Origin of the sequence: Pimelobacter sp. 30-1, from assembly GCF_018831735.1 — a bacterium.
In the GTDB taxonomy this organism is placed as follows: Bacteria; Actinomycetota; Actinomycetes; order Propionibacteriales; family Nocardioidaceae; genus Nocardioides.
In genome coordinates this window covers 866261-885379 of record NZ_NHTS01000003.1, presented here as the reverse complement: position 1 = coordinate 885379, position 19119 = coordinate 866261, and the positions used below count along the sequence as shown (strand labels likewise).

Annotated in this window: 18 protein-coding genes and 1 tRNA gene; 12 read left to right on the top strand and 7 right to left on the bottom strand. The window is 72.9% G+C overall.

The genetic code is table 11. The features are described from left to right. The first annotated feature begins 54 nt into the window (after window positions 1–54). The gene (locus tag CCO04_RS09570; protein WP_215813846.1) at window positions 55–417 is read left to right on the top strand and encodes a hypothetical protein; all 363 of its coding nucleotides are present in this window, start codon (window positions 55–57) and stop codon (window positions 415–417) included. Here CCO04_RS09570 and CCO04_RS09565 read toward each other — a convergent pair. From CCO04_RS09565 to CCO04_RS09550, 4 genes are read right to left on the bottom strand one after another with little or no spacing between them, the layout of a single operon-like run. Then, a complete protein-coding gene (locus CCO04_RS09565; protein WP_215813845.1) occupies window positions 402–1112 on the bottom strand; it encodes a 2OG-Fe(II) oxygenase in 711 nt (236 codons plus the stop codon). The genes CCO04_RS09570 and CCO04_RS09565 overlap by 16 nt on opposite strands. Then, on the bottom strand, window positions 1109–1708 hold the full coding sequence (locus CCO04_RS09560; protein WP_215813844.1) for a methylated-DNA--[protein]-cysteine S-methyltransferase: 600 nt from the start codon (window positions 1706–1708) through the stop codon (window positions 1109–1111). The genes CCO04_RS09565 and CCO04_RS09560 overlap by 4 nt, the downstream gene beginning before the upstream one ends. Beyond that, entirely contained in the window at window positions 1705–2193 is a 489-nt protein-coding gene (locus tag CCO04_RS09555) for an RNA polymerase sigma factor (RefSeq protein WP_257753422.1), read from the bottom strand. Before CCO04_RS09555 ends, CCO04_RS09560 begins: the two co-directional genes overlap by 4 nt. Beyond that, complete coding sequence (locus tag CCO04_RS09550) at window positions 2190–2525, bottom strand: hypothetical protein (RefSeq protein WP_215813842.1); 336 nt, start codon at window positions 2523–2525, stop codon at window positions 2190–2192. Before CCO04_RS09550 ends, CCO04_RS09555 begins: the two co-directional genes overlap by 4 nt. Before the next feature lie 199 nt (window positions 2526–2724). Between CCO04_RS09550 and CCO04_RS09545 the strand changes: the two genes are divergently transcribed. Further along, complete coding sequence (locus CCO04_RS09545; RefSeq protein ID WP_215813841.1) at window positions 2725–2862, top strand: hypothetical protein; 138 nt, start codon at window positions 2725–2727, stop codon at window positions 2860–2862. A 41-nt stretch (window positions 2863–2903) separates the two neighbouring features. Here CCO04_RS09545 and CCO04_RS09540 read toward each other — a convergent pair whose 3' ends face one another. Next, window positions 2904–3914: a LuxR family transcriptional regulator gene (locus CCO04_RS09540; RefSeq protein WP_215813840.1), complete on the bottom strand. Its 1011-nt coding sequence runs from the start codon at window positions 3912–3914 to the stop codon at window positions 2904–2906. 87 nt (window positions 3915–4001) lie between these two features. Here CCO04_RS09540 and CCO04_RS09535 point away from each other — a divergent pair. Together CCO04_RS09535 and CCO04_RS09530 are read left to right on the top strand one after the other, a co-directional pair. Further along, a tRNA-Arg gene (locus tag CCO04_RS09535) sits at window positions 4002–4074 on the top strand. 246 nt (window positions 4075–4320) lie between these two features. After that, complete coding sequence (locus CCO04_RS09530) at window positions 4321–8142, top strand: hypothetical protein (protein WP_215813839.1); 3822 nt, start codon at window positions 4321–4323, stop codon at window positions 8140–8142. Here the strand turns inward: CCO04_RS09530 and CCO04_RS09525 are convergent. Further along, window positions 8114–9313 carry a TetR/AcrR family transcriptional regulator gene (locus tag CCO04_RS09525; RefSeq protein WP_215813838.1) on the bottom strand — a complete coding sequence of 400 codons (1200 nt, stop codon included), beginning with the start codon at window positions 9311–9313 and terminating at the stop codon, window positions 8114–8116. The two genes, CCO04_RS09530 and CCO04_RS09525, sit on opposite strands and share 29 nt — an antisense overlap. Window positions 9314–9463: 150 nt before the next feature. On the opposite strand from CCO04_RS09525, the gene CCO04_RS09520 reads away from it, so the two are divergent. The 3 genes from CCO04_RS09520 (at window position 9464) to bfr (ending at window position 12197) form a co-directional block, all read left to right on the top strand. Next, window positions 9464–11293, top strand: a complete 1830-nt coding sequence (locus CCO04_RS09520; RefSeq protein ID WP_215813837.1) for a DUF11 domain-containing protein — start codon at window positions 9464–9466, stop codon at window positions 11291–11293. A 130-nt stretch (window positions 11294–11423) separates the two neighbouring features. Next, on the top strand, window positions 11424–11627 hold the full coding sequence (locus tag CCO04_RS09515; protein WP_215813836.1) for a bacterioferritin-associated ferredoxin: 204 nt from the start codon (window positions 11424–11426) through the stop codon (window positions 11625–11627). Between the two features lie 81 nt (window positions 11628–11708). Next, a complete protein-coding gene (gene bfr / locus CCO04_RS09510) occupies window positions 11709–12197 on the top strand; it encodes a bacterioferritin (protein WP_215813835.1) in 489 nt (162 codons plus the stop codon). Window positions 12198–12204: 7 nt separating this feature from the next. Here the strand turns inward: bfr and CCO04_RS09505 are convergent, their stop codons facing one another. Beyond that, window positions 12205–12660: a GNAT family N-acetyltransferase gene (locus CCO04_RS09505; protein WP_215813834.1), complete on the bottom strand. Its 456-nt coding sequence runs from the start codon at window positions 12658–12660 to the stop codon at window positions 12205–12207. 116 nt (window positions 12661–12776) lie between these two features. On the opposite strand from CCO04_RS09505, the gene CCO04_RS09500 reads away from it, so the two are divergent. From CCO04_RS09500 to CCO04_RS09480, 5 genes are all read left to right on the top strand, one after another. After that, the gene (locus tag CCO04_RS09500) at window positions 12777–14243 is read left to right on the top strand and encodes an APC family permease (protein ID WP_256448429.1); all 1467 of its coding nucleotides are present in this window, start codon (window positions 12777–12779) and stop codon (window positions 14241–14243) included. 54 nt (window positions 14244–14297) lie between these two features. Then, a complete protein-coding gene (locus CCO04_RS09495) occupies window positions 14298–14888 on the top strand; it encodes a TetR/AcrR family transcriptional regulator (protein ID WP_215813832.1) in 591 nt (196 codons plus the stop codon). Then, the gene (locus tag CCO04_RS09490; protein ID WP_215813831.1) at window positions 14885–16516 is read left to right on the top strand and encodes an amidohydrolase; all 1632 of its coding nucleotides are present in this window, start codon (window positions 14885–14887) and stop codon (window positions 16514–16516) included. The genes CCO04_RS09495 and CCO04_RS09490 overlap by 4 nt, the downstream gene beginning before the upstream one ends. Window positions 16517–16528: 12 nt before the next feature. Continuing rightward, window positions 16529–17728: a Xaa-Pro peptidase family protein gene (locus tag CCO04_RS09485; RefSeq protein ID WP_215813830.1), complete on the top strand. Its 1200-nt coding sequence runs from the start codon at window positions 16529–16531 to the stop codon at window positions 17726–17728. Window positions 17729–17817: 89 nt separating this feature from the next. Then, complete coding sequence (locus CCO04_RS09480; RefSeq protein ID WP_215813829.1) at window positions 17818–19110, top strand: alpha/beta fold hydrolase; 1293 nt, start codon at window positions 17818–17820, stop codon at window positions 19108–19110. The last annotated feature ends 9 nt before the right edge of the window (window positions 19111–19119 follow it).

Below are 19119 nucleotides of genomic sequence, written 5' to 3'. Positions count from 1 at the left end.
GGGGTTCCTCTCGTTCGGCCCCGCGACGCCCGTCGTGCGCCTACCGTGGTCGACATGGTCGACGCGCGGACGCTCCTCCGGGTGGCCCGGTCGGTCGCCGCCGCGGACCTCGTCGCCGCGGCCGCGACGCTGGTGTTCGTGCGTGATGTCTACGTCGCGTCCGCGGCCGGCTTCGCCGTGCTGGTCGCGATCGCCTACCTGGTGCGGACGACGCGCGGCTCGTACGACCCCTACGGCTCCCTGGCGCTGCTGGGATGGGTACTGGTCAACGCGACCCTGGTGCCGGGGTCGCTCCCGGGCCAGGGCCTCTGCGTCGCCGGCATGGCGTTCGTGCTCGCGTGCTCGGTGGCGCCGCCGCTCGCGGACCGGCGCTACGGACGGTTCCTGGAGAGGGCCCGGGCTCAGGCCGCGTCGTGAAACACCAGGGCGAGCGTGTGCCGCTCCCCCGACCGTACGGCGGACACCCCGTGCCGCACCGGCGCCGCCGACCAGCCCCGGGCCGAGCGCACCGGTCGGTCGCGGGTGGTGAAGACGTAGCCGTGCCCCTGGGGGAGCAGGGTGGCGGTGCCGCGGGACTGGGCGCGGGGGCGCTGCTCGACGAGCAGGAGCTCGCCGCCGGTGTGGTCCACGCCGGGGCGGTCGAGGTTGATCACGACCTGCAGCGGGAACACGAGGTCGCCGTACAGGTCGCGGTGGAGGGCGTTCCAGTCGCCCTCGCGGTAGCGCAGCAGGATCGACGTCGACCGGGTCTGCCCGGCGCCGTGGCAGCGGTCGAGCCAGGCGTCGAGTGAGTCCGGCCAGGGGGCCTCGCGGCCCAGGCGGGTCCACCAGTCGCGGGCGATGGGGAGCAGGCGGGGGTAGAGGGCCTGCTTGAGGCGCTCCACCGCCTCCGGGTACGGCGTCCGCAGGTACCGGTACTCGCCCGACCCGAACCGGTGCCGGCTCATGTCGATCGTGCTGCGGAACAGCTCGTCGTGCTCGTACAGCCCCCGGATCCCCGCCGCCTCCGCCGGGGTGAGCAGCTCGGGCAGCAGGGCGCCGCCGTCGCGGTCGAGGTCGGCGGCGACGGCGGCCCAGTCGGCGCCGGCGACGCGGTCGTCCCAGGTGCTCACGCTGCAGCCTCCAGGCGCAGCAGCGTGGTCTTCGCGTCGGCGCCGCCGATGTAGCCGCCGAGGCTGCCGTCGGCGCGCAGCACCCGGTGGCACGGTACGACGACCGGCAGCGGGTTGGTCGCGCACGCGGTGCCCACGGCGCGCACGGCCTTGGGGTTGCCGACGAGCGCGGCGACCTCGCCGTAGCTGCGCGTCTCGCCGTACCCGATCTCGGGCAGGTGGCGCTGCACGAGGCTCCGGAAGCCGTGCGAGAGCGACAGGTCGAGGTCCACGTCGAAGGTACGGCGCCGCCCGGCGAAGTACTCCTCCAGCTCCCGGGCCACGGGGTCGAGGCGGTCGGGTGCGCGCAGGATCCGCGGCGAGAGCCGGTGGGCGAGGGTGTCGAGGACCTGGTCGTGGTCCTCGCTGGCATAGGCGACGCGGACCAGTCCGCGCGGGGTGGCGGCGAGCAGCAGCGGGCCGACGGGGGAGTCGACGGTCGTGTAGGCGAGGTCGAGCAGGCCCTCGGCCGCGGCGTCCGCGGCCAGTCGCTGCTGCAGCCGGGCGAGGACGCCGGCGTCGTCGGGCGACGATGCGAGGGGGGAGAGGTCGTTCATGAGCGGGCTCCTTCCGTGAGCAGGCCCGGGTAGGTCGTGCGGAGGTTCTTGATGCCGTCGGCCGCGGCGCGACGGGCGGCGTCGGTGGTACCGCCGAGGATCGCGGCGATCTCGGCGTACGGGAGGCCGGCGACGTAGTGGTACGCCACGGCCTGGCGTTGCTTGGGCGGGAGCGCGCGGACCGCGGCCCAGAGGTCGTCGTCCGGCGCCGGCGGTCCGGGATCGCCCGCGCGCTCGGGGACCTCGTCGACGGGCAGCGGACGCCGCTGGGCGGCGCGCAGGACGTCGATCGCCTTGCGGTGCGCGATGGTCACCAGCCAGGCCTCGACGTTGGCGTCGTCGGGGAGCCCGGGGTAGGCGCGCAGGGCGGCGACGAAGGTCTCCGACCAGGCGTCCTCGGCGTCGTGCGGACCGAGCAGGACGCGGCACACGCGGAGCACGGTCGGCCCGTGCTGGGCGACGACCTGCTCGAACGGCTGCCTCACCGCACACCCCTTCCCGAAGCGCCCGAAGCGCCGGACGTCCCCGCCATGATCGGCCATCGAGCGCGGGCCGGGGCGGCGTACCGGAGCCAGCCGGCCAGCATGAGCAGGCCGACCGCGGTGTTGAAGGCGTGCAGCGCCCAGAGCGGCCCGGGCGGCGTGGTGAAGACGTAGACGGCGTACAGCGCGTTGCCGGAGTTGCTCAGGACCAGGTTGCCGGCGCTGTAGGAGGCCATGTCCTTGGTCCGGGCGGCCTTGACGACCATCGGCAGCGCCGCGGTCACGAACATCGCGGTCGACAGCGTTCCGGCGAGCAGGGGCAGGTCGAGGGACACGCGGGTGGATCCTTCCGTGGGGGTTCACCCGGTAGACGTCCCGCACCGGCCGAACGTGAGACGGCCGGTCCGGGGGCGCCTCCTCGCATCTGCTGGGGCGGTGAGGCAGACTGGTTTGCGCTTGCCCCTGAGCGGGTAGGGGTCGGCAATTCAGGGCCTGTTCGAGGGTGCAGGCCCGTTACCCAGTGAGGGGCCCCAGATGAAGAAGCTCGCCCGCAGGACAGCCGCCTTCTCGTTCGCCGTCGTGGTCACGACCATCGGCGTCGTCTCCATCCCGACCTCCGCCGAGGCGGACACCGGTTGGGGTTGGCGGGTGATTCCGACCTCGCACCGCTGAGCGCTGCGACGTCGTCGCCCCGGTTCTCGGGCCGGGGTTGCTCACTCCTGCGCCGTGTCCTGGTTCTCCTGGCCGGCGATACCGAGCTTCGCCATCGTGTAACCCAGCTGGAAACGCGTCTCCGCGTCGTACTCCTCCTTGAGCTCGGCCACGTATCCGGCGTACGTCCGCGGACTGACGCCCAGCCGCTTGGCGCTCACCGCGTCGGCGTGCCCCTCGATGAGCATCCGGATCGTCATCGCCCGCTGCTCCGAGGCGATCTCCTTGCGCACCCGCTGCTCGCCGCTCGCGAACGGCCGGCCGCGCGCGAACGCCCGCTCGAAGACGTCGACCAGGTAGGCCACGATCGCCGGCTCCCGTACGACGACCGCCGTGGCCAGGCTGTCGGCGGCCGGGATGAGCGCGACCTGGCGGTCGACGACGATCATCCGGTTGAAGAACTCGTCGAGCGTGCGCACCTCCGCACCGTGCTCGGTGACCGTGGCGACGTACGTGTGGGTGGCGGGGTGGCGCCGGGCGCTGTGCTGGTAGAGCGTGCGCATCGTGAGCCCCCGCTTGAGCGCGGCCACGTCGCGCACCGCCGCCTCGGCGACGGTCTTGGCGCTGCGGGTGGCCTGTGGCTGCGCGGTGAGCAGCTCCTCCTGGGCCTCGGTGACGAGCGTGGTGAGGTAGGGGTTGATCGCCTCGCCATGCAGGTAGAGGAAGGGCCCTGACTCGTTGGCCGCCGGCGAGCGGCGCCAGCTCTGTGCGAGGTGGGTGAACGCCGACGCCCAGTGCGCCGACTCCTGCAGCAGCCGCGCCCCCTCGTTGCCCAACGGCGTCACCACCCGCGCCTGGGCGTTGCTCGGCTCGAGCGGTCGCCAGGTCTGCCGGGTGCCGTCGAGCTGGAGCAGACCCAGCTCGACGAGCAGGTCGAAGGCCCGGCGCTGCGGCGTACCGTCGGCGAGGCGCTCGTCGTCCGCGGCCAGCCCGCCCTCGGCCAGGATCAGCTCGTAGAGGCCGATGGCCTCTTCCTCGAAGAGCTCCCGATCCTCGGGGCGGTAGCCGGCCATGGCGCCATGCTTCCACACCGCCCGATGCCGCTGATTCGGCATCGGCGGGGTGCCTCGGCTATTCTCATTCGGTCGCCACGGCGACGAGCGCCTGTAGCTCAACGGATAGAGCATCTGACTACGGATCAGAAGGTTTGGGGTTCGAATCCCTACAGGCGCGCAGAGCACGACGACGAGGGCCGCTTCCCGCTGGGGGCGGCCCTTCTTCGTCTCCGGAACCGGCGACGAGTTGACCACTTGATCAGTTCCGCCGGGCAGAGTGCCGCGTGGGCCGAGGTGCTCGTCAGGTGGAGCGGTTACACCGTTCGACGGCACTCGCCCTTTCCCTCACCAGCGACCCGTCGGCGGCCCCACCATGAGGGCGGTCCGCACCCCGCGGACCGTCGTGCGTCCTCGTGGAGTCCTGATGTCCCAGCCTCGACCGACCGGTCCTCGCCTCACCCTTGCTGCCGTCGCGCTGCGGACCCTCGTCCTCGGTGTCGCGGCCTCCCTCGTCGGGCTCCCGTTCGTGGCCGTGCCGGCGGCCCACGCCCAGACCCCGCCGACGCCGTTGGTCAGCCAGATCGCCGATGTGCGCATCTCGGTGAGTGCGGCCGAGTTCCGGCGCCACCTGTTCGTGGCGGCGGACGCCGCCCGGCTCTCCGACCCGAGCAGCACCGCGGACCTCCTGGCCGAGCGGGTGCTGCAGCACGTGTACGCCTTGGACCCGCAGGCTGATCCTGCGGCCGCGGCTGACGCCGTCCGGGGGCTCGTCGCGGCGGCCGGGTCCGTCACGGGGCCGGCGTTCGACTCCCGGATCACCCGGACGATGGTGCTCTTCCAGAGCGCGGCCACGGCCGACCGGGGTCCGCTCGCGGCCACCCTCCAGCGGGCCACCACCGAGCTGGTCAGGCTGACGGCGGAGCAGGTCGCCACCGTCACCGCGGGCACCCACGCCGAGAACGCTCTGGGCACCAACGGGGACACGGAGTCGCGCCTCCTGGCGTCCACGACCTTCGCGCCGGCGGCGGTCCTGCGCGACAGCGCCACGCTGGCCGACAGGTCCCCGCGGTTCGCCTCGGCCAGGGACCTGGTCTGGGGGAGCGTCACGGGAGCCTCGATCTCGGCGACCACCGCCGCGCTCCTGTCGACGGCCCCGATGCTGGTGGACAACCCGGACGTCCAGGCGTGGGCGGCGCGACGCGACCAGGCCGGCAACCTGAGCACCACCGGTGTCGTCGTCGCCGGTACGCCGAGCAACCCCGCCCCGAACACCATCGGCGCCACCATGGCCGAGCTGGGCGATTCCCTCCGCACCACCGTCGAGGTCGCCGCGGCCAGCACCGGGACGACCCCGGTGGACGAGGCCGTCTCCGAGCAGGCTGTCGAGGACGCGCGCCAGAGCCAGACCACCCTCGTGCTGCAGACGGGCTTCCTCACCGGGAGCACGAGCGCGGCCAAGGACATCGTCGACCAGGTCGGTGCCACCGCCATCCAGGTGACCCTGCTCGCGATGACGTTCAACGACTTCGCCAAGGGAGACATCGGCCGCGCCGCGCTGTCGGGCAATGCGCTCGGCGTGGTGATGACGCTGCTGCCGGCGGTGCTCGAGTGGGCGGGCGTCTTCGGGCCGTCCGGCGACGACCTCGTGATGACCCAGCTGGACAACATCTCCCAGCAGATGGCCGACTTCCAGAACTACGTCACCGGCCAGTTCACCCAGGTGTTCGAGTCCCTCGCGCGCGTCTCCGCCCAGCTGGACGACATCTCCCAGAAGCTCGACCGCGCCGTGATCGACATCGAGCAGGCGCGCGTCCAGATCGGCCAGCTGTACGACGGCCTCAGCCGGCTGCAGGGATCCCTGGACGCGGTGCAGAACAACATCCTGGAAGCGCTGCGCAACGGCACCAACTCCGCGCTGCGGCAGACCATCAACTCGGCGCTGGGCTACGAGGAGCGCAACGGCAGCAAGCTCCCCCTCAACGAGTTCAACAGCGCGGCGGCCTACCTGCACACGTTCGTCACGGTGACGGCCCGGCACAGTCCGGAGCTGAACACCGACCGCCCGTCGTTCGACCTCCAGAACGACGCCAACCAGCTGAGCACCGGGATCGCGAGCAACGTCCACTTCCTCGACCAGGTGCCGGCGAAGCGGGGGTGGCGCAACGCTCGGCTCTCCGGGCTCACCGGAGACGCGCCCCAGCTCGCCAACATGGACGACTTCGTCCTCGCGTCCCGGGCCTACGCACAGCTGATGCTGGAGAACCCGCGCTACGTCACCGCCGGGTACCGTCGCTGGCTCAGCGACATCCAGCAGCAGGGCACGCCGCTCGCGGACCTGACCGCGGCGATCGCGACGCCGGACACCACCGACGGGACACGCAGCACGTTGCTGAACCGCCTCGTCTGCGAGCGCACGAGTGCCGCCGTGACCCCGGCGACGTCACCGCCGTGCCGGCCGCAGACCGAGGAGACCGCCCCCGTCGACGCGTTGGTCGCCGAGGCCACCAGCCAGCTGACCGGCACCGTCCCCGGCTTCGACGGCGCAGGCAGGCCCACCCCGAGCTCGCCACTGACGACCAGCGGCAGCTCCACCTTCGACCCGTTCGTGAACAGCTCGAGCGACCAGTCCGACCTCTCCGCCCTGTGGTCCACGCTGCCCGGTCGCGACAAGGTCGCGCAGTGCGGAGCCGCTGCTGGTGAGTCGGCCGGCACGCTCGGCGCGATGGACCGCCCGACGACGCTCACCCCCAACGCTCACGGTGTGCCGCAGGTCTTCCAGTGGGCCCACCGGATGGGGCTGGGCACGTTGAGCGTCTGCTACAGGACCACTGCCAAGAAGGTCCAGGTCGACGCGTGCCAGTACGGCGCCGACGACGACACCGACGGCTGGATCGCGCTGAACGTGACCATCGCGCGCCCCGCGAACTGCTCCAACAGCTACTGGCTCAAGAGCGACTTCAACCTCCAGACCGGCCGTTACCTGAAGGCGGAGTACCGCTACGACGACATCGCGTTCGTGTGGACGTTCTCACCCAAGGACGCCCCCACCGCGCCGATCTACGTCCAGAGCGTCGTACGCCGGGGGGCCGCGACCGCAGCGGTCGGGGGCGCGTACAACACGACCGTGGCCCTACCCCGGGGCGGCTACTCGGCGATTCCCGGCGCCGTCCAGCAGTACTCGGACACCGCCGACTTCATCGAGCAGCCGGACGGGAGGTTGAGACTGCACACGGACGCGCGGAGGGCGTCGATGTACACCGCCCTCGCCACCACCGCCGCCGTGCGCAACGGCTGGGGCGACGCGACCACCGCCACGTCGGGGGTCGTCGACTACCAGGCTCACCACGGCACCATCAACGCCGGCGACGCCCTGGACCAGGCCATCGCCGGACTGGATCCGAAGCTCGCAGCCACCAGGTCGAACCTCGACCAGGGAGCCCTGGCCGCCCGCGGCGCCATCGACGACAACCTCGTCACGCTGCAGGGCGACCTCTACCGCGGGCTCCTGCGCGGTTCGCAGACCGCCGGGAACACGACCTCCGGGCCGCTCCACGACGCCCTCGTCCGCCTCGACGGAGCGAACGCGATGCTCAGCAGCTACCTGCAGCTGGGCGCCAGCCGAGCCCTGCGCGCACGCGACCTCACCGGCCTCCCCGGCGCACTGACCGGCTCCAAGGACCTGACGGACGCGATCCGGACCCAGCTGGCCAAGACGGGTGCCGGGGAGACCGGCACCGACCCGAGCCGGCTCGTCACGGAGATCCTCGACCCGTCCGTCCTGGACGCCCTCGACGGGCTGCTCCCGCTCCCGGCGAGCCCGTCCGGGCGCTCGGGTGCGGCAGCAGCCGACCCGAGCGCCACGCCGGGTTCGGTGCATCCCGCGCTGCTGGCCACCAACGACCAGCTGACGCTCGCCGCGATCGCGCTGGGTGCGCCGGCGCCGGTCGTGCCGCCCACCCCGCCGCCGGTCACGCCCCCGAAGATCGTCCTCGGCAGCGCCTGGGTGTCGACGGCCAACGTGGGCAGGTGGTACCGGCAGCGGGTCGTCGCGTCGGGCGGCACCACCTACCGGTGGTCGCGCCAGGGCAAGCTGCCCCGCGGGCTGAAGGGCAGGCCGAGCAGGTCCGGGCGGTCGTACGTCATCACGGGCCGGCCGAAGAAGCCCGGCGTCTTCGCCTTCACCCTGACCGTCACCGGCGCCGAAGGGACGCCCGCCGTCAAGCGCTACCGGATCTGGGTCCGCTGACCCCGCGGTCGCCACGGTCGAGCGCGCCGACCTGCTGGAGGTGCCGCAGGGCACCCGCGGCTCCCTCGCCCGGGTGCGACACCAGACGCGAGACCAGCACCAGCAGCGTCGTGCGCGCCAGCCCTTCGGCGTCCTCGGCGTGGCCGCGGACGCACGCGGTCACCGCCGCGAGCAACGGGTCGTCGGCCGTCGGCTCGGACGTCGCGAGCGACCCGAGGTAGGGCTTGAGGTAGGGGAGGTGGTCCGCCAGGAAGTCCGCCACCTCGTCGAGCGACGCGGGCGCCTCGGCCGCCGCGCCGTCGGCGAGCAGCGTCGCCACCACCATCGAGGCCTTGCCCTTGAAGTGCGCGTAGACGGTGGCCGGGCTCAGGTGGGCCCGCCGGGCGATCGTGGCGACGGACAGCTCGTCGTACGACGTGTGCTTGAGCTGCTCGCGCACCGCGTGCATCGCCAGCTCCCGGGTCTGCTCGGCGCGGCGGCCGGCCTGGGGCGGTGCCGGGCGGACGAGCCGCAGCTCCGCCATCCGGTCGTCCAGGTCGCGGGGGTCGCCGGGCACCCGCACCATCGCCATCGAGATCGCGGACGCTTGCTTCACGAAGGAGCCCTCGACGGATGAGGTCGGGTCGGCGGCCTTGCGGAACACCGCGTCGTTCAGCAGACCGGTGTAGGCGCCGACGTACTCGGCGACCGAGAAGGGCGGGCACATCTCCCGCTGCCAGCGGCCGAGGAAGTCGGTGATGGCCGCGACGACCACGGCGTCGTGGGTGCGGACGTGAGCGGTGTAGGCGGACGTCGCCTGCTCGCCCCCGAAGGCACAGAGCCCGACGCGGAGCCGGTGCTCGGCGTCGTCGAGCAGCCGCGCGAAGTCGTGGGCGTAGTAGTCGGCGGTCGCGACGGACTTCGTCGCCGGGTCGTACGTCGCCGCGGTGCGGGCGGCGACCTCCTCGGCGGACTTCTCGTCGACGCCGTAGATCCGGTCGATCAGTGCGGCGGCGTACTGCTCCACCGACCCGAAGTGGTGGAAGAGGGTCGCCGGGCTGACCCCCGCCCGCTGGGCGATCTCGCGGGTGCCGATCGCCCCGACGAGCGCGGCCGCATCGATCTCCTGGAGCGCCTCGACCCCGGCCTCCAACAGCCGGCGGCGCGTGGACTCGGCGCTGCGCGGGGGCATGGCGCCGAGACTACTGCGGATCGGGAGCGGGGTCTCGACCCCCGAGCCGGGGCACCGAGCAGGAGTTCCTGACCCCTTCTCGGGTGTCATTCGGGCCCGGTCACGCTCAAGTTCGCCCGATCGGGTCAGGCGACCGAGAGGGTTTGGCACATGTTTGCTTCGACCCCCCGTTCCCCTCGTGCCCGGCTTGCCGGTCTCGCGGCGCTCGCCACGGCGACCTCCGCCCTCGGCATCCTCGGCACCGCGCCGGCCTCCCACGCCGACCCCGCAGCCGACCCCGCCCCGACCGTGCTGGGCCTCGGCGCCTTCGAGATGTCCCCCGCGCCGGGCTCCTGCGCCGCCGTGGTCACCCTCGAGGGTGGCAACGGCGGCACCGCGGTCTCCGGCGGCAACGACGACCCGGACGCGCCCGACGACGACCCGCTGCAGGTCGGCGGCGGCCAGGGTGCCCGGGTGCAGTTCCGCATCCCGCTCGCCCCGACCGACGTGCTGACCGGCGTGGTCGGCCGCGGCGGTTCCGGCGGCGGCGTCGGCGGTGCGTCCGGCGATGACGCCGGCGGCAACGGCGGCCCCGGTGGTCACACCGGTGGTGGCGGCGGTGGCTACACCAGCTTCGTCCTCAACGGTACGACGATCGCGCTCGCCGGCGGCGGTGGTGGCTCCGGTGGTGGTCACAACCCCGACGCGGGCGGCGGCGGTCACGCCGGCGTGATCGAGGGTGCCGGCGCCTGGGCCGGCCAGGAAGGCGCCGCGGGCAACGACGCGGTCGCCAACACGCCCGGCGCGCCGGGTGCCGGTGGCGGCGGTGGCACCACCGCGCCCGGAGCCGGCGGGGTCCACGCGACCGACACCGCCAACAACGGTGCGCCCGGAGTCGGTCGCAACGGCGGCAACGGTGGCGGCCCGAACGGTGCCGACCAGGGTGGTGGCGGTGGCGCCGGCTACTACGGCGGCGGCGGTGGCGCGACCACCATCGGCGACGTGAACGGCGCCAACGGCCTGATCATCGGCGGCGGTGGCGGCGGTGGCTCCAGCTTCTTCGCCAACGCCCAGGGCGCGGTCTACATCGACCAGCCCACCGGTGGCTCGCTCGCGGAGAACACCCCGAGCCGCAACGGCACCGGCGAGATCGCCTGGGAGCCGTGCGACTACGACCTGTCGGTCACCAAGACGGCCGCGGCCGAGGTGTTCGAGTCCGGCACGCCGGTCACGTACACCATCAAGGTCACCAACCACGGTCCCGACCTGATGGGCATCGACGACACGGTCACCGTTACCGACGCCAAGGCGGCCGGCGGCACCCTCGTGTCCGTCGTGGCCAGCGGCAGCGGCGCGCCGTTCACCTGTGACACCGCGATCGGCGCGGCGATCCCCGCCGACGGCGTCCTCGACTGCTCGCGTCCGGTAGGCGAGGACGTCCGCGGCCTCGACAACAACGAGACCCTGACCCTCGTCTACAGCCAGGTCCTCAGCGGCAACGCGCCGGTGCTCAACACCGTGAGCATCACCGACCGGGCCAACCCGGCGAACAACTCCGCGGCGGCCACCGTCGCGCCGGCGGCGCCGGGCGTCAAGCTGGTCAAGAAGGGCACGCCGAAGAAGGTCGCCCGCCTCGGCCAGAAGATCAAGTACACCTTCAAGGTCACCAACACCGGCAACATCTCGCTGAAGACGATCGCCATCGCCGAGCAGAAGTTCACCGGCAAGGGCAGCCTGACCCCGAAGTGCCCGAAGCTCCCGTCGACCGGTCTCGCCCCGGGTGCGAGCGTCACCTGCAAGGCCACCTACACGGTCCACAAGCGTGACCTGGTCCTCGGCAAGGTCGTCAACGTCGCCAAGGCCACCGGCACCACGCCGGCCGGCAACCCGGTCGAGTCCCTGCCGTCCAAGGCGAAGGTCAAGACGCCCAAGCTGAAGCAGCCCCGGAAGAACCTGCCCGGTACGCCGAACACCGGCGCCCGGGTCCAGCACGGACGCTGAGGCGACAAGGACTCCACCCCACCGGAGAAACCGCTGAAGGGGCCGCACCCGTCGGGTGTGGCCCCTTCGCGCGCGCTGGTGGCGGAGCCGCGGATCGCCGATCGACTTAGGTTCGGCTAACCTATGCTCCATGATCGTCTGCCAGTGCCGCGTCGTCACGGACCGTGACGTCGACGCTGCCCTGGCCGACGGCGCCCGGACGGTCGGTGCGGTGTGCCGCTCGACCGGGGCGGCGCAGGACTGCGGGTCGTGCATCTTCTCGGTCAAGGCGCTGGTGCAGCGCCACCACGAGCTCGCGTGCGCGCACCTCCAGGCCGACGGCGCGGCCAGCTGATCGCGTTCTGAGCCTGGCCTCACTCCCGGGGGTGTGTGCCAGCATCGGCGGCAGGACCGAACCCACTGCCGGAGGTACGCCATGCAGCCTGTCGATCCCCGCGTCGTCGATCTCCTCAACGAGGCCCTGACCTTCGAGCTGACGGTCACCAACACGTACTTCCTGCATGCCCGGATGCTCGACAACTGGGGGCTGTCCAAGCTCGGGAAGGTGTTCTATGACCTCTCCATCGACGAGATGCGCGATACCGACGACCTGATCAACCGCATCCTCATGTTCGACGGGCACCCCAACGTCCAGCGGCTCCACGCCATCCAGGTCGGCGAGACGGCCGAGGAGATGCTCACGCTCGCGCTGGCCAGCGAGCGCGCCGCCGTCGCCCAGTTCAACGCCGGTGCCGAGGAGTGCCACGCGCTCGGGGACCACGGCACGGCCGCGGTGTTCGAGGAGATGGTCCGCGACGAGGAGAAGCACGCCGACTGGTTCGAGAGCCAGCTCGACGCGATCAGCCGGATCGGCGTCCAGCAGTACCTCGCGCAGCACGTCGCGGCCGGCGAGGGTCCCGGCTGAGGGTGCGCTACGCCAGCGTGAGCGAGTAGTGGTGGAACTCGTCGTCGCGCTGCCAGCCCTCTGAGGCGTAGAGCGCCTGGGCGGTGGTGTTGGTCGTCGCCGTCGACAGGTCCATCCGTACGACGCCGTCCCGGCGCCCGCGCTCGGCCGCGGCGCGCAGCAGCGCCCGCCCGACGCCGTGCGCCCGGCTGCCGGGGTCCACGAAGAGGTCGTAGAGCACGTAGATGGGCGCGGCCTCGACCGTGCAGAGGGTCGGGTAGAGCTGGGTGAAGCCGGCCAGGTCGCCGTCCCGCTCGGCGACCAGGATCACCGAGTCCTGCCGGTCCAGCCGCTCGGCGATGAAGGCGCGCGCCCGGGGCACGTCGGGCGCGCACGCGTAGAACTGGCGGTAGGCGTCGAGCAGCACGCCCAACCCGGCTTCGTCGTCGGGTCGTGCGTCGCGCACCAGGGTCGGTGAGGTCATGGCCTCCCCCTCTCGTCGGGTCATCCTTCCCCTACCTCCGAAATCGGGGGTAGCGCGGACGACGGTTCAGGAGTTAATTTAACGCCTGTTCAGTTAACTCGCAGCGGAGGTCCGCAATGGCTGGTGTGGCGGTGGAACGGGACTCGGGGACCGGAAGTAGCAGTACGACGACGTTGAAGCGCGGTGCGTTGGGGACGTTCTCGGTGGCGTTCCTGATCGTGTCCGCGGCGGCTCCCCTGGGGTACCTGGCCGGGTACGGCCCGCTCGCCCTGCTCATCGGCGGGCCCGGCGCGGCCGCCAGCTTCGTGCTCGGAGGGCTCGCGCTCGCGGCCTTCCTGGGCGCGTTCACCTCGATGACGCCGTACGTGAAGAGCTCCGGCGCCTTCTACGCCTACGTGAGCGCGGGGCTGGGGCGGGCGACCGGCACCGTCGCGGCGGTGTTCGCGGTGGTGGCCTACAACCTGGCGCTGGTCGGCGCGCTCGGCGCGATCGCGACCTACCTGGTGCCGCACGTCGACGACCTCCTGAACGGGAGCGTGCCGTGGCCGGTGGTGGCGGTGGTCGCCACCGTGACCGTCTTCGCGATCGCCGCCGCCGGGATCGACCTCGGCGCGCGCTTCCTGGGCGTGCTGCTGATCCTGGAGACGGCCATCATCCTGGTCGTCGTGGTCGCGGTCCTGCTGGACGGCGGCGCGAACGGGCTCAGCCTCGATGCCTTCGGGCTCGACCGGGCGACCGCGCCCGGGATGGGCGCGGCACTGGCCCTGACGTTCGTCGGCTTCCTCGGCATCGAGGGCATCGCGCTGTACCGCTCCGAGGCGCGCGACCCCGACCGCACCATCCGCCGGGCCGGTGCGCTGGCCGTCGGGTCGATGGCGGTGTTCTACATCCTCGTGACCTGGGCGATCGTCCAGGCCTTCGGCACCGATCAGGTGCAGGGCGCGGCCGAGCAGCACGGCGCCGACCTGTTCTTCGTCGCCGCCGACCAGTACGTCGGCGGCTGGGCCGCGACGACCATGCAGTGGCTGATCATCACGAGCCTGCTCGCGGCGCAGCTCGCGTTCCACAACGCCGGCAACCGCTACCTCCACGCCCTGGCCCGGGACGGCGTCCTGCCGCGCCGACTCGCGATCGTCGGCCGTCGTACCGGTGCGCCGTGGGTGGCCGGAGCGTTCGCGACGGTCGTCTCGCTCGTCGGCGTGGCGATCGCGGCGCTGCTCGACTGGGACCCGTACTTCGAGATGTCGGTCTGGCTGCTCTCGCTCGCGGTCGTCCTGATCCTGCTGCTCCAGGTGCTGACCTGCGTGGCCGTGGTGGTGTTCCTCGGCCGCCGGGCGGACGTCCCGGGCCGGGTGCGGGGCATCGTGTGCGCGGTCGTCGCCATCGGCCTGCTCGCGGTCGCCGGCTACGAGCTGCTCACCCAGTTCGAGCTGCTCTCCGCGAGCGGACCCGAGCAGAACGCCACCATCCTGACGGTGCTGGCCGGGTTCGTGGTGGTGACCGTCGTCGGCGTGGCCGTCGTCGCGCGGCTCCGTCCCGACGCCCTGCGGCGCGTCGGCCAGGATCCTGACGTCCCTGCCTGATCGATCTCATCGACCTGATCGACCGACCCACCCCACCGAAGAGAGGACGACGACGTGGCCCGACCCGAGGACCCCACCCGGCGCCCCCAGCTCCTGCAGCAGATCATCGACTACCTCGAGGACCATCGCCTCAGCGATCTCCGGATCCGGAGCGCGGCGGAGTTCTGCGGGGTCAGCGGGCCGGTGCTCGTCTACCAGTTCGGTACGCGCGACGAGCTCGTCGCTGCCGTCGTCTCCGAGGCCGAGCGCCAGATGCGGGCGGTCGCCGAGGAGCACATCGAGGCGGGCGTCGGCGCCGCGATGCGCGCGTTCTGGGCGTGGACGCTGGACGAGCCGCGGGCGGCGACGCTGCTCGGCATCTCCGTGGAGTGGCAGGTGCTCGAGCGGCAGCCGACCGAGCCGGAGAGGACCGATCGCGGCGGTGGCGCGCAGTTCTGGGTGGGCTGGATCGACCTGTTCGTTGAGCGGCTCCGCCGCGGGGGTGTGCCCGCCGAGCGCGCCCTGACGGAGGCGACGCTCCTGCACGGCGGCCTGCTCGGCCTGTGCCTGGACTACTGGGTCACCGGCGACGCGGAGCGGATCGGTCGCGCCTTCGAGGAGCTCGCCGTGCGCGCCGATCTCGTCGCGGCGAGCGACGCCCCATGAGGTACGCCGACCAGGTCGTCCTCGCGCGCCGGGTCCACCCGATGACGGCCGACGGTCCGTCGTACGAGGTGGTTGAGGCGGTCGCGATCCGGGGCGACCGGATCACGGCGGTCGGGTCCCGGGCCGAGGCGCGCGGGTGGATCGGTCCGGACACGGTGGTGACCGACCACGGTTCCGGGGTGATCACCCCGGGGCTCGTGGATGCGCACAGCCACCCGATCCTGGGCCTGCGGATGACGGCCGGGCACGACCTGTCGGGCGCCTCGTCGCCCGCGGAGCTGCAGGCCGGCCTCGCCGCCGCTGCGGAGGCCACCGCACCGGGCGCGTGGGTTCAGGCGTGGGGCCTGAAGCCGGACGCCTGGCCCGCCCCCGGCCCGCACCGCGCCTGGCTCGACGCGATCGTCGGCGACCGGCCCGCGATCGTGCGGTTCTTCGACGGACATGCGGTGGTCGCGAGCACCCGCGCGCTCGAGCTCGCGGCGACCGCCGACCTCGTCGACGTCCTCGGTCCGGGTCTCGTCGGGCGCGACGCCCAGGGGCTGACCGGGGTCGTGCGGGAGCCGGCCGGGCTCGCCCACCTCGACGAGGCGATCCCCCAGCCGAGCGTGCACGACGAGGCCGCGCGACTGCACGACCTGCTCGCCGCCATGGCCGCGACCGGGCTGACGACGGTGCACGCCCTGGACCTCGAGGGGGACGCGCTGGCGGTCCTCGAGGCGGCCGAGGCGCGCGGCCCGCTGCCGCTGCGGTTGCTGCTGTCGCCGTGGTGCGGCCCGGAGCTCGACGAGGACGGCTGGCGCGAGCTGCTCGCCCTGCAGCAGCGATCGGGCGAGCGGTGGGCGGTCCGCGGGGTCAAGATCTTCCTCGACGGCACCATCGACCACGGCACCGCCTGGCTCTCGCGCCCGGACCGGTGGGGGCAGTCGGACGTCAGCCTGTGGCCCGACCGTGACCGGTACGCCGCGGCGCTGGCCTTCTTCGACCGCCACGGCGTCGCCACCGCGACCCACGCCATCGGGGACGCCGCGGTCGGCCGCGCCCTCGACGTGATCGGCGGCCTGCGGCCCGCGGGCTCCACGCTGGTGCACCGGATCGAGCACATCGAGACGGCCCCCGACCACCTGCTACCGCGCTTCGCCGAGGTCGGTGCGGCGGCGTGCATGCAGCCGACCCACTGCACCCGCTACGTCACCGCCGACGGCTCCGACAACTGGTCGGCACGGCTGCCCGAGCACCAGGCCCGCCAGGCGTGGCGCACCCGCGACCTCCGCGACCTCGGGGCGGTCGTCGCTCTCGGCTCCGACTGGCCGATCGCCCACTACGACCCGCGCCAGGTCATGGCGGACGCGCAGGAGCGCCGTCCCGCCGAGCTTCCGGACGCCGCGCCGGTCGGCCCCGAGCAGCGCCTGACCGCCCGGATGGTGCTCGAGGGCTACACCACGCACGCGGCCGCCGCGGACGGCCTGTCCGCCGAGCTCGGCGTCCTGGCGCCGGGAGCCCGGGCCGACCTCACCGTCTTCGCCGACGACCCCCTGGAGCTCGCGCCGAGCGCGCTCCTCACCTGCCCGGTGCTGGCGACCTACGTCGGCGGCGAGCCGGCGCACCGTCACACCGACCTCCACCGCTAGAGAAGGAAGCACATGCTCTTCGACAAGGACGAGTACCACGGCCGCTGGAACCGGCTGTACGACAGCATCGAGGCCTCGGGCGCCCGCACCGCCGTGGTGTGGCAGCGCTCAGCGGGCGGCTACGACCGCGCCGGCGACCTGCACTGGCTGTGCAACTACGCCTCGCTCGCCTCGGGCCAGGAGCCGTCGGTCGCGACGTGGCCCGGGATCGGCCGTGGCTTCGCCGCGCTGATCTTCCACGACCGCAACGAGCCGACGCTGCACATCGCCGAGCCCGTGGAGCTCATCGACGAGGCCGAGATCGCGCCCCTCGCGATCCACTCCCACGACAACCTCCCGGGCGGGGTGGGCGCCGAGCTGGCCCGCCTCGGCGTCGAGGGGACCGTGCTCCACAACGCCGACGACTTCCTGCCGGTCCTCTTCGGGCGCGAGCTCGCGGCGGCGGCGCCCGGCGTCACCTTCGAGCACGACGACCACCTCATCTACCGCGCGCACCGCATCAAGTCGCCCGCCGAGCACGAGGTCATGCGCGAGGCCGGACGGGTCGCCAGCAGCGCGCTGACCGCCCTCATGAGCGGCCTGCTCGCGGGTCAGTCCGAGCGGGAGGCCGCGGCCGCCGCGGCGGCCGCGATCGTCCGTGGGGGCGGGGGTTTCCAGCGGATCGGCGTGGCCCACGGATCCCGCTCCGAGCGGGTGTTCTGGAGCTCCTCGATGTACGGCTACTCGGACGAGACGCCGGCGCTCGGTGACCTCGCCCGGGGTTGGGTCTACGGCCCGATCTACGGCGGCTACTGGCTTGACCCGGGCCGCACCCTCGTCGTGGGCAACCAGCCCACGTCCGCCCAGCGCACGCTCCTCGAGGCGGGCAACGACGTGGTGGAGCGCCTCCTCGACGCGATCCGGCCCGGCGTCAGCAGCGCGGACGTCGGCCTGCTGGGCGACGAGCTGATGGCGGCGGCCGGCAACGAGGCCGAGGGCGACTACTGGGAGCTGTACGGCCACGGTGTCGGCAAGGACTTCTACCTCCCGCCGGCGATCCCCGCCCACGGCTCGTACGCCGGCCTGGTGGACACCTACGAGGTCGGCATGGCCGTCACCGTCGAGATCTTCCTGCGCCACGCCGGCGTCGGCATGGCGACGTTCGAGCGGACCGGCCTGGTCACCGACTCCGGCGTCGAGCTGCTCGACGACACCCCGATGATCTGGTGGTGAGCAGGGGCGTCCCGTACATCTCGGGATGTACGCAGGACCGCCCCGCAGGCTGACGACCGCGGCCCGCCGGGCATCTAGCGTCGTTCGACGTGAACCCCTCGACCTCGTCCCTGCTGCGCCGTGCCGGCGCGGTCCTCGTGATCGTGCTCGGTGCGGTCGTCGCCCTGGTGGCCGGCGGCCTCGCGATCCTGCTGGCGGCCGCGGCGGTACCGCTGCCGGTGGTCTTCCTCGCTGCCGGTGCGGTGACCCTGCTCGGGGTCACCGTGCTGGTGGTGCGCGGTGGGCTGGCGCTCGGCGCCAGCCGCCGCGGCTGGCGGACCGCGCTGGTCGGCGGGGTCGCCTGGACGGCGCTGGTCGGCGTGGCCTTCGGCTTCCTGTTCCTGCGGCCGTTCCCCGAGATGACCGGCGGACCGGTCCCGGCCGGCGTCCGGTTCTGGAGCCTGGACGACGGCACCCGCCTCGCGTACGTCGCCAGCCCGGCCACGACGGCCGAGCGCAAGCCGACACCGGTGATCTTCCTGCACGGCGGGCCGGGCACCCCCGGCGAGGGCCTGCCGTTCGGCACGGCCGAGCTCAACGCGGCCGGCTACGACGTCTACGGCTACGACCAGATCGGGGCGGGCCGCTCGACGCGGCTGGACGACGTCACCGGCTACACGGTGGCCCGCAACGTCGCCGACCTCGAAGCGGTGCGGGAGAAGGTCGGCGCCGACCAGGTGATCCTGATCGGCCAGTCCTGGGGCGGGTCCCTGGCCGCGCAGTACCTGGCGGCGCACCCCGACCGGGTGGCGAAGGTGGCGTTCACCTCGCCCGGCGAGATCTGGCCGGACGCCCATCCGGACACGGATGTCTCGCCCTGGGGCAAGCTGACCGGCGCCCAGAAGAAGCGGTACGACGAGCTGACCTCGGCTCCGCGCTTCCTCCTGCAGGCGCTCCTGCTGGGCACCAACCCTCAGGCGGCGCACCGGCTCATCGGCGATGCCGAGTCCGATGCCCGGCTGCACGAGATCGCCGTGACCGGCCGCGACCTCGGGGGCTGCCCGGGTGGGCCGCCGGGCGAGGGGGAGGTGCACCAGAACCCGCAGGGCTTCTACACGAACCAGCTCACCAATGCGGACTTCGAGACCATCGCCGACCCGCGGCCGGTGCTCCGCAAGGTCCAGACGCCGGCGCTGGTGCTGCGCGCGGAGTGCGACTACGTGCCGTGGATCGACACCCGCGAGTACCGGGACACGCTGGCCGGGGCGACGATGGTCTACATCCCGGGCGCGGGGCACGGCATCACCGGGGAGGCCGGTCCGGCGTACCTGCGGGCGATCCTGGGCTTCCTGGCCGGCGAGCCGCTGACCGGCTACACCGGCGCGGAGGACCCGGCTCACTGAGCAGGGTCC

Bases quoted from the DNA above. Each gene is read 5' to 3' on its own strand.
- CCO04_RS09500 (WP_256448429.1), top strand. From the start codon at position 12,777: ATGGCTGGTGTGGCGGTGGAACGGGACTCGGGGACCGGAAGTAGCAGT.
- CCO04_RS09515 (WP_215813836.1), top strand. From the start codon at position 11,424: ATGATCGTCTGCCAGTGCCGCGTCGTCACGGACCGTGACGTCGACGCT.
- CCO04_RS09490 (WP_215813831.1), top strand. From the start codon at position 14,885: ATGAGGTACGCCGACCAGGTCGTCCTCGCGCGCCGGGTCCACCCGATG.
- CCO04_RS09540 (WP_215813840.1), bottom strand. From the start codon at position 3,914: ATGGCCGGCTACCGCCCCGAGGATCGGGAGCTCTTCGAGGAAGAGGCC.
- CCO04_RS09525 (WP_215813838.1), bottom strand. From the start codon at position 9,313: ATGCCCCCGCGCAGCGCCGAGTCCACGCGCCGCCGGCTGTTGGAGGCC.
- bfr (WP_215813835.1), top strand. From the start codon at position 11,709: ATGCAGCCTGTCGATCCCCGCGTCGTCGATCTCCTCAACGAGGCCCTG.
- CCO04_RS09520 (WP_215813837.1), top strand. From the start codon at position 9,464: ATGTTTGCTTCGACCCCCCGTTCCCCTCGTGCCCGGCTTGCCGGTCTC.
- CCO04_RS09570 (WP_215813846.1), top strand. From the start codon at position 55: ATGGTCGACGCGCGGACGCTCCTCCGGGTGGCCCGGTCGGTCGCCGCC.
- CCO04_RS09505 (WP_215813834.1), bottom strand. From the start codon at position 12,660: ATGACCTCACCGACCCTGGTGCGCGACGCACGACCCGACGACGAAGCC.
- CCO04_RS09485 (WP_215813830.1), top strand. From the start codon at position 16,529: ATGCTCTTCGACAAGGACGAGTACCACGGCCGCTGGAACCGGCTGTAC.
- CCO04_RS09545 (WP_215813841.1), top strand. From the start codon at position 2,725: ATGAAGAAGCTCGCCCGCAGGACAGCCGCCTTCTCGTTCGCCGTCGTG.
- CCO04_RS09560 (WP_215813844.1), bottom strand. From the start codon at position 1,708: ATGAACGACCTCTCCCCCCTCGCATCGTCGCCCGACGACGCCGGCGTC.
- CCO04_RS09530 (WP_215813839.1), top strand. From the start codon at position 4,321: ATGTCCCAGCCTCGACCGACCGGTCCTCGCCTCACCCTTGCTGCCGTC.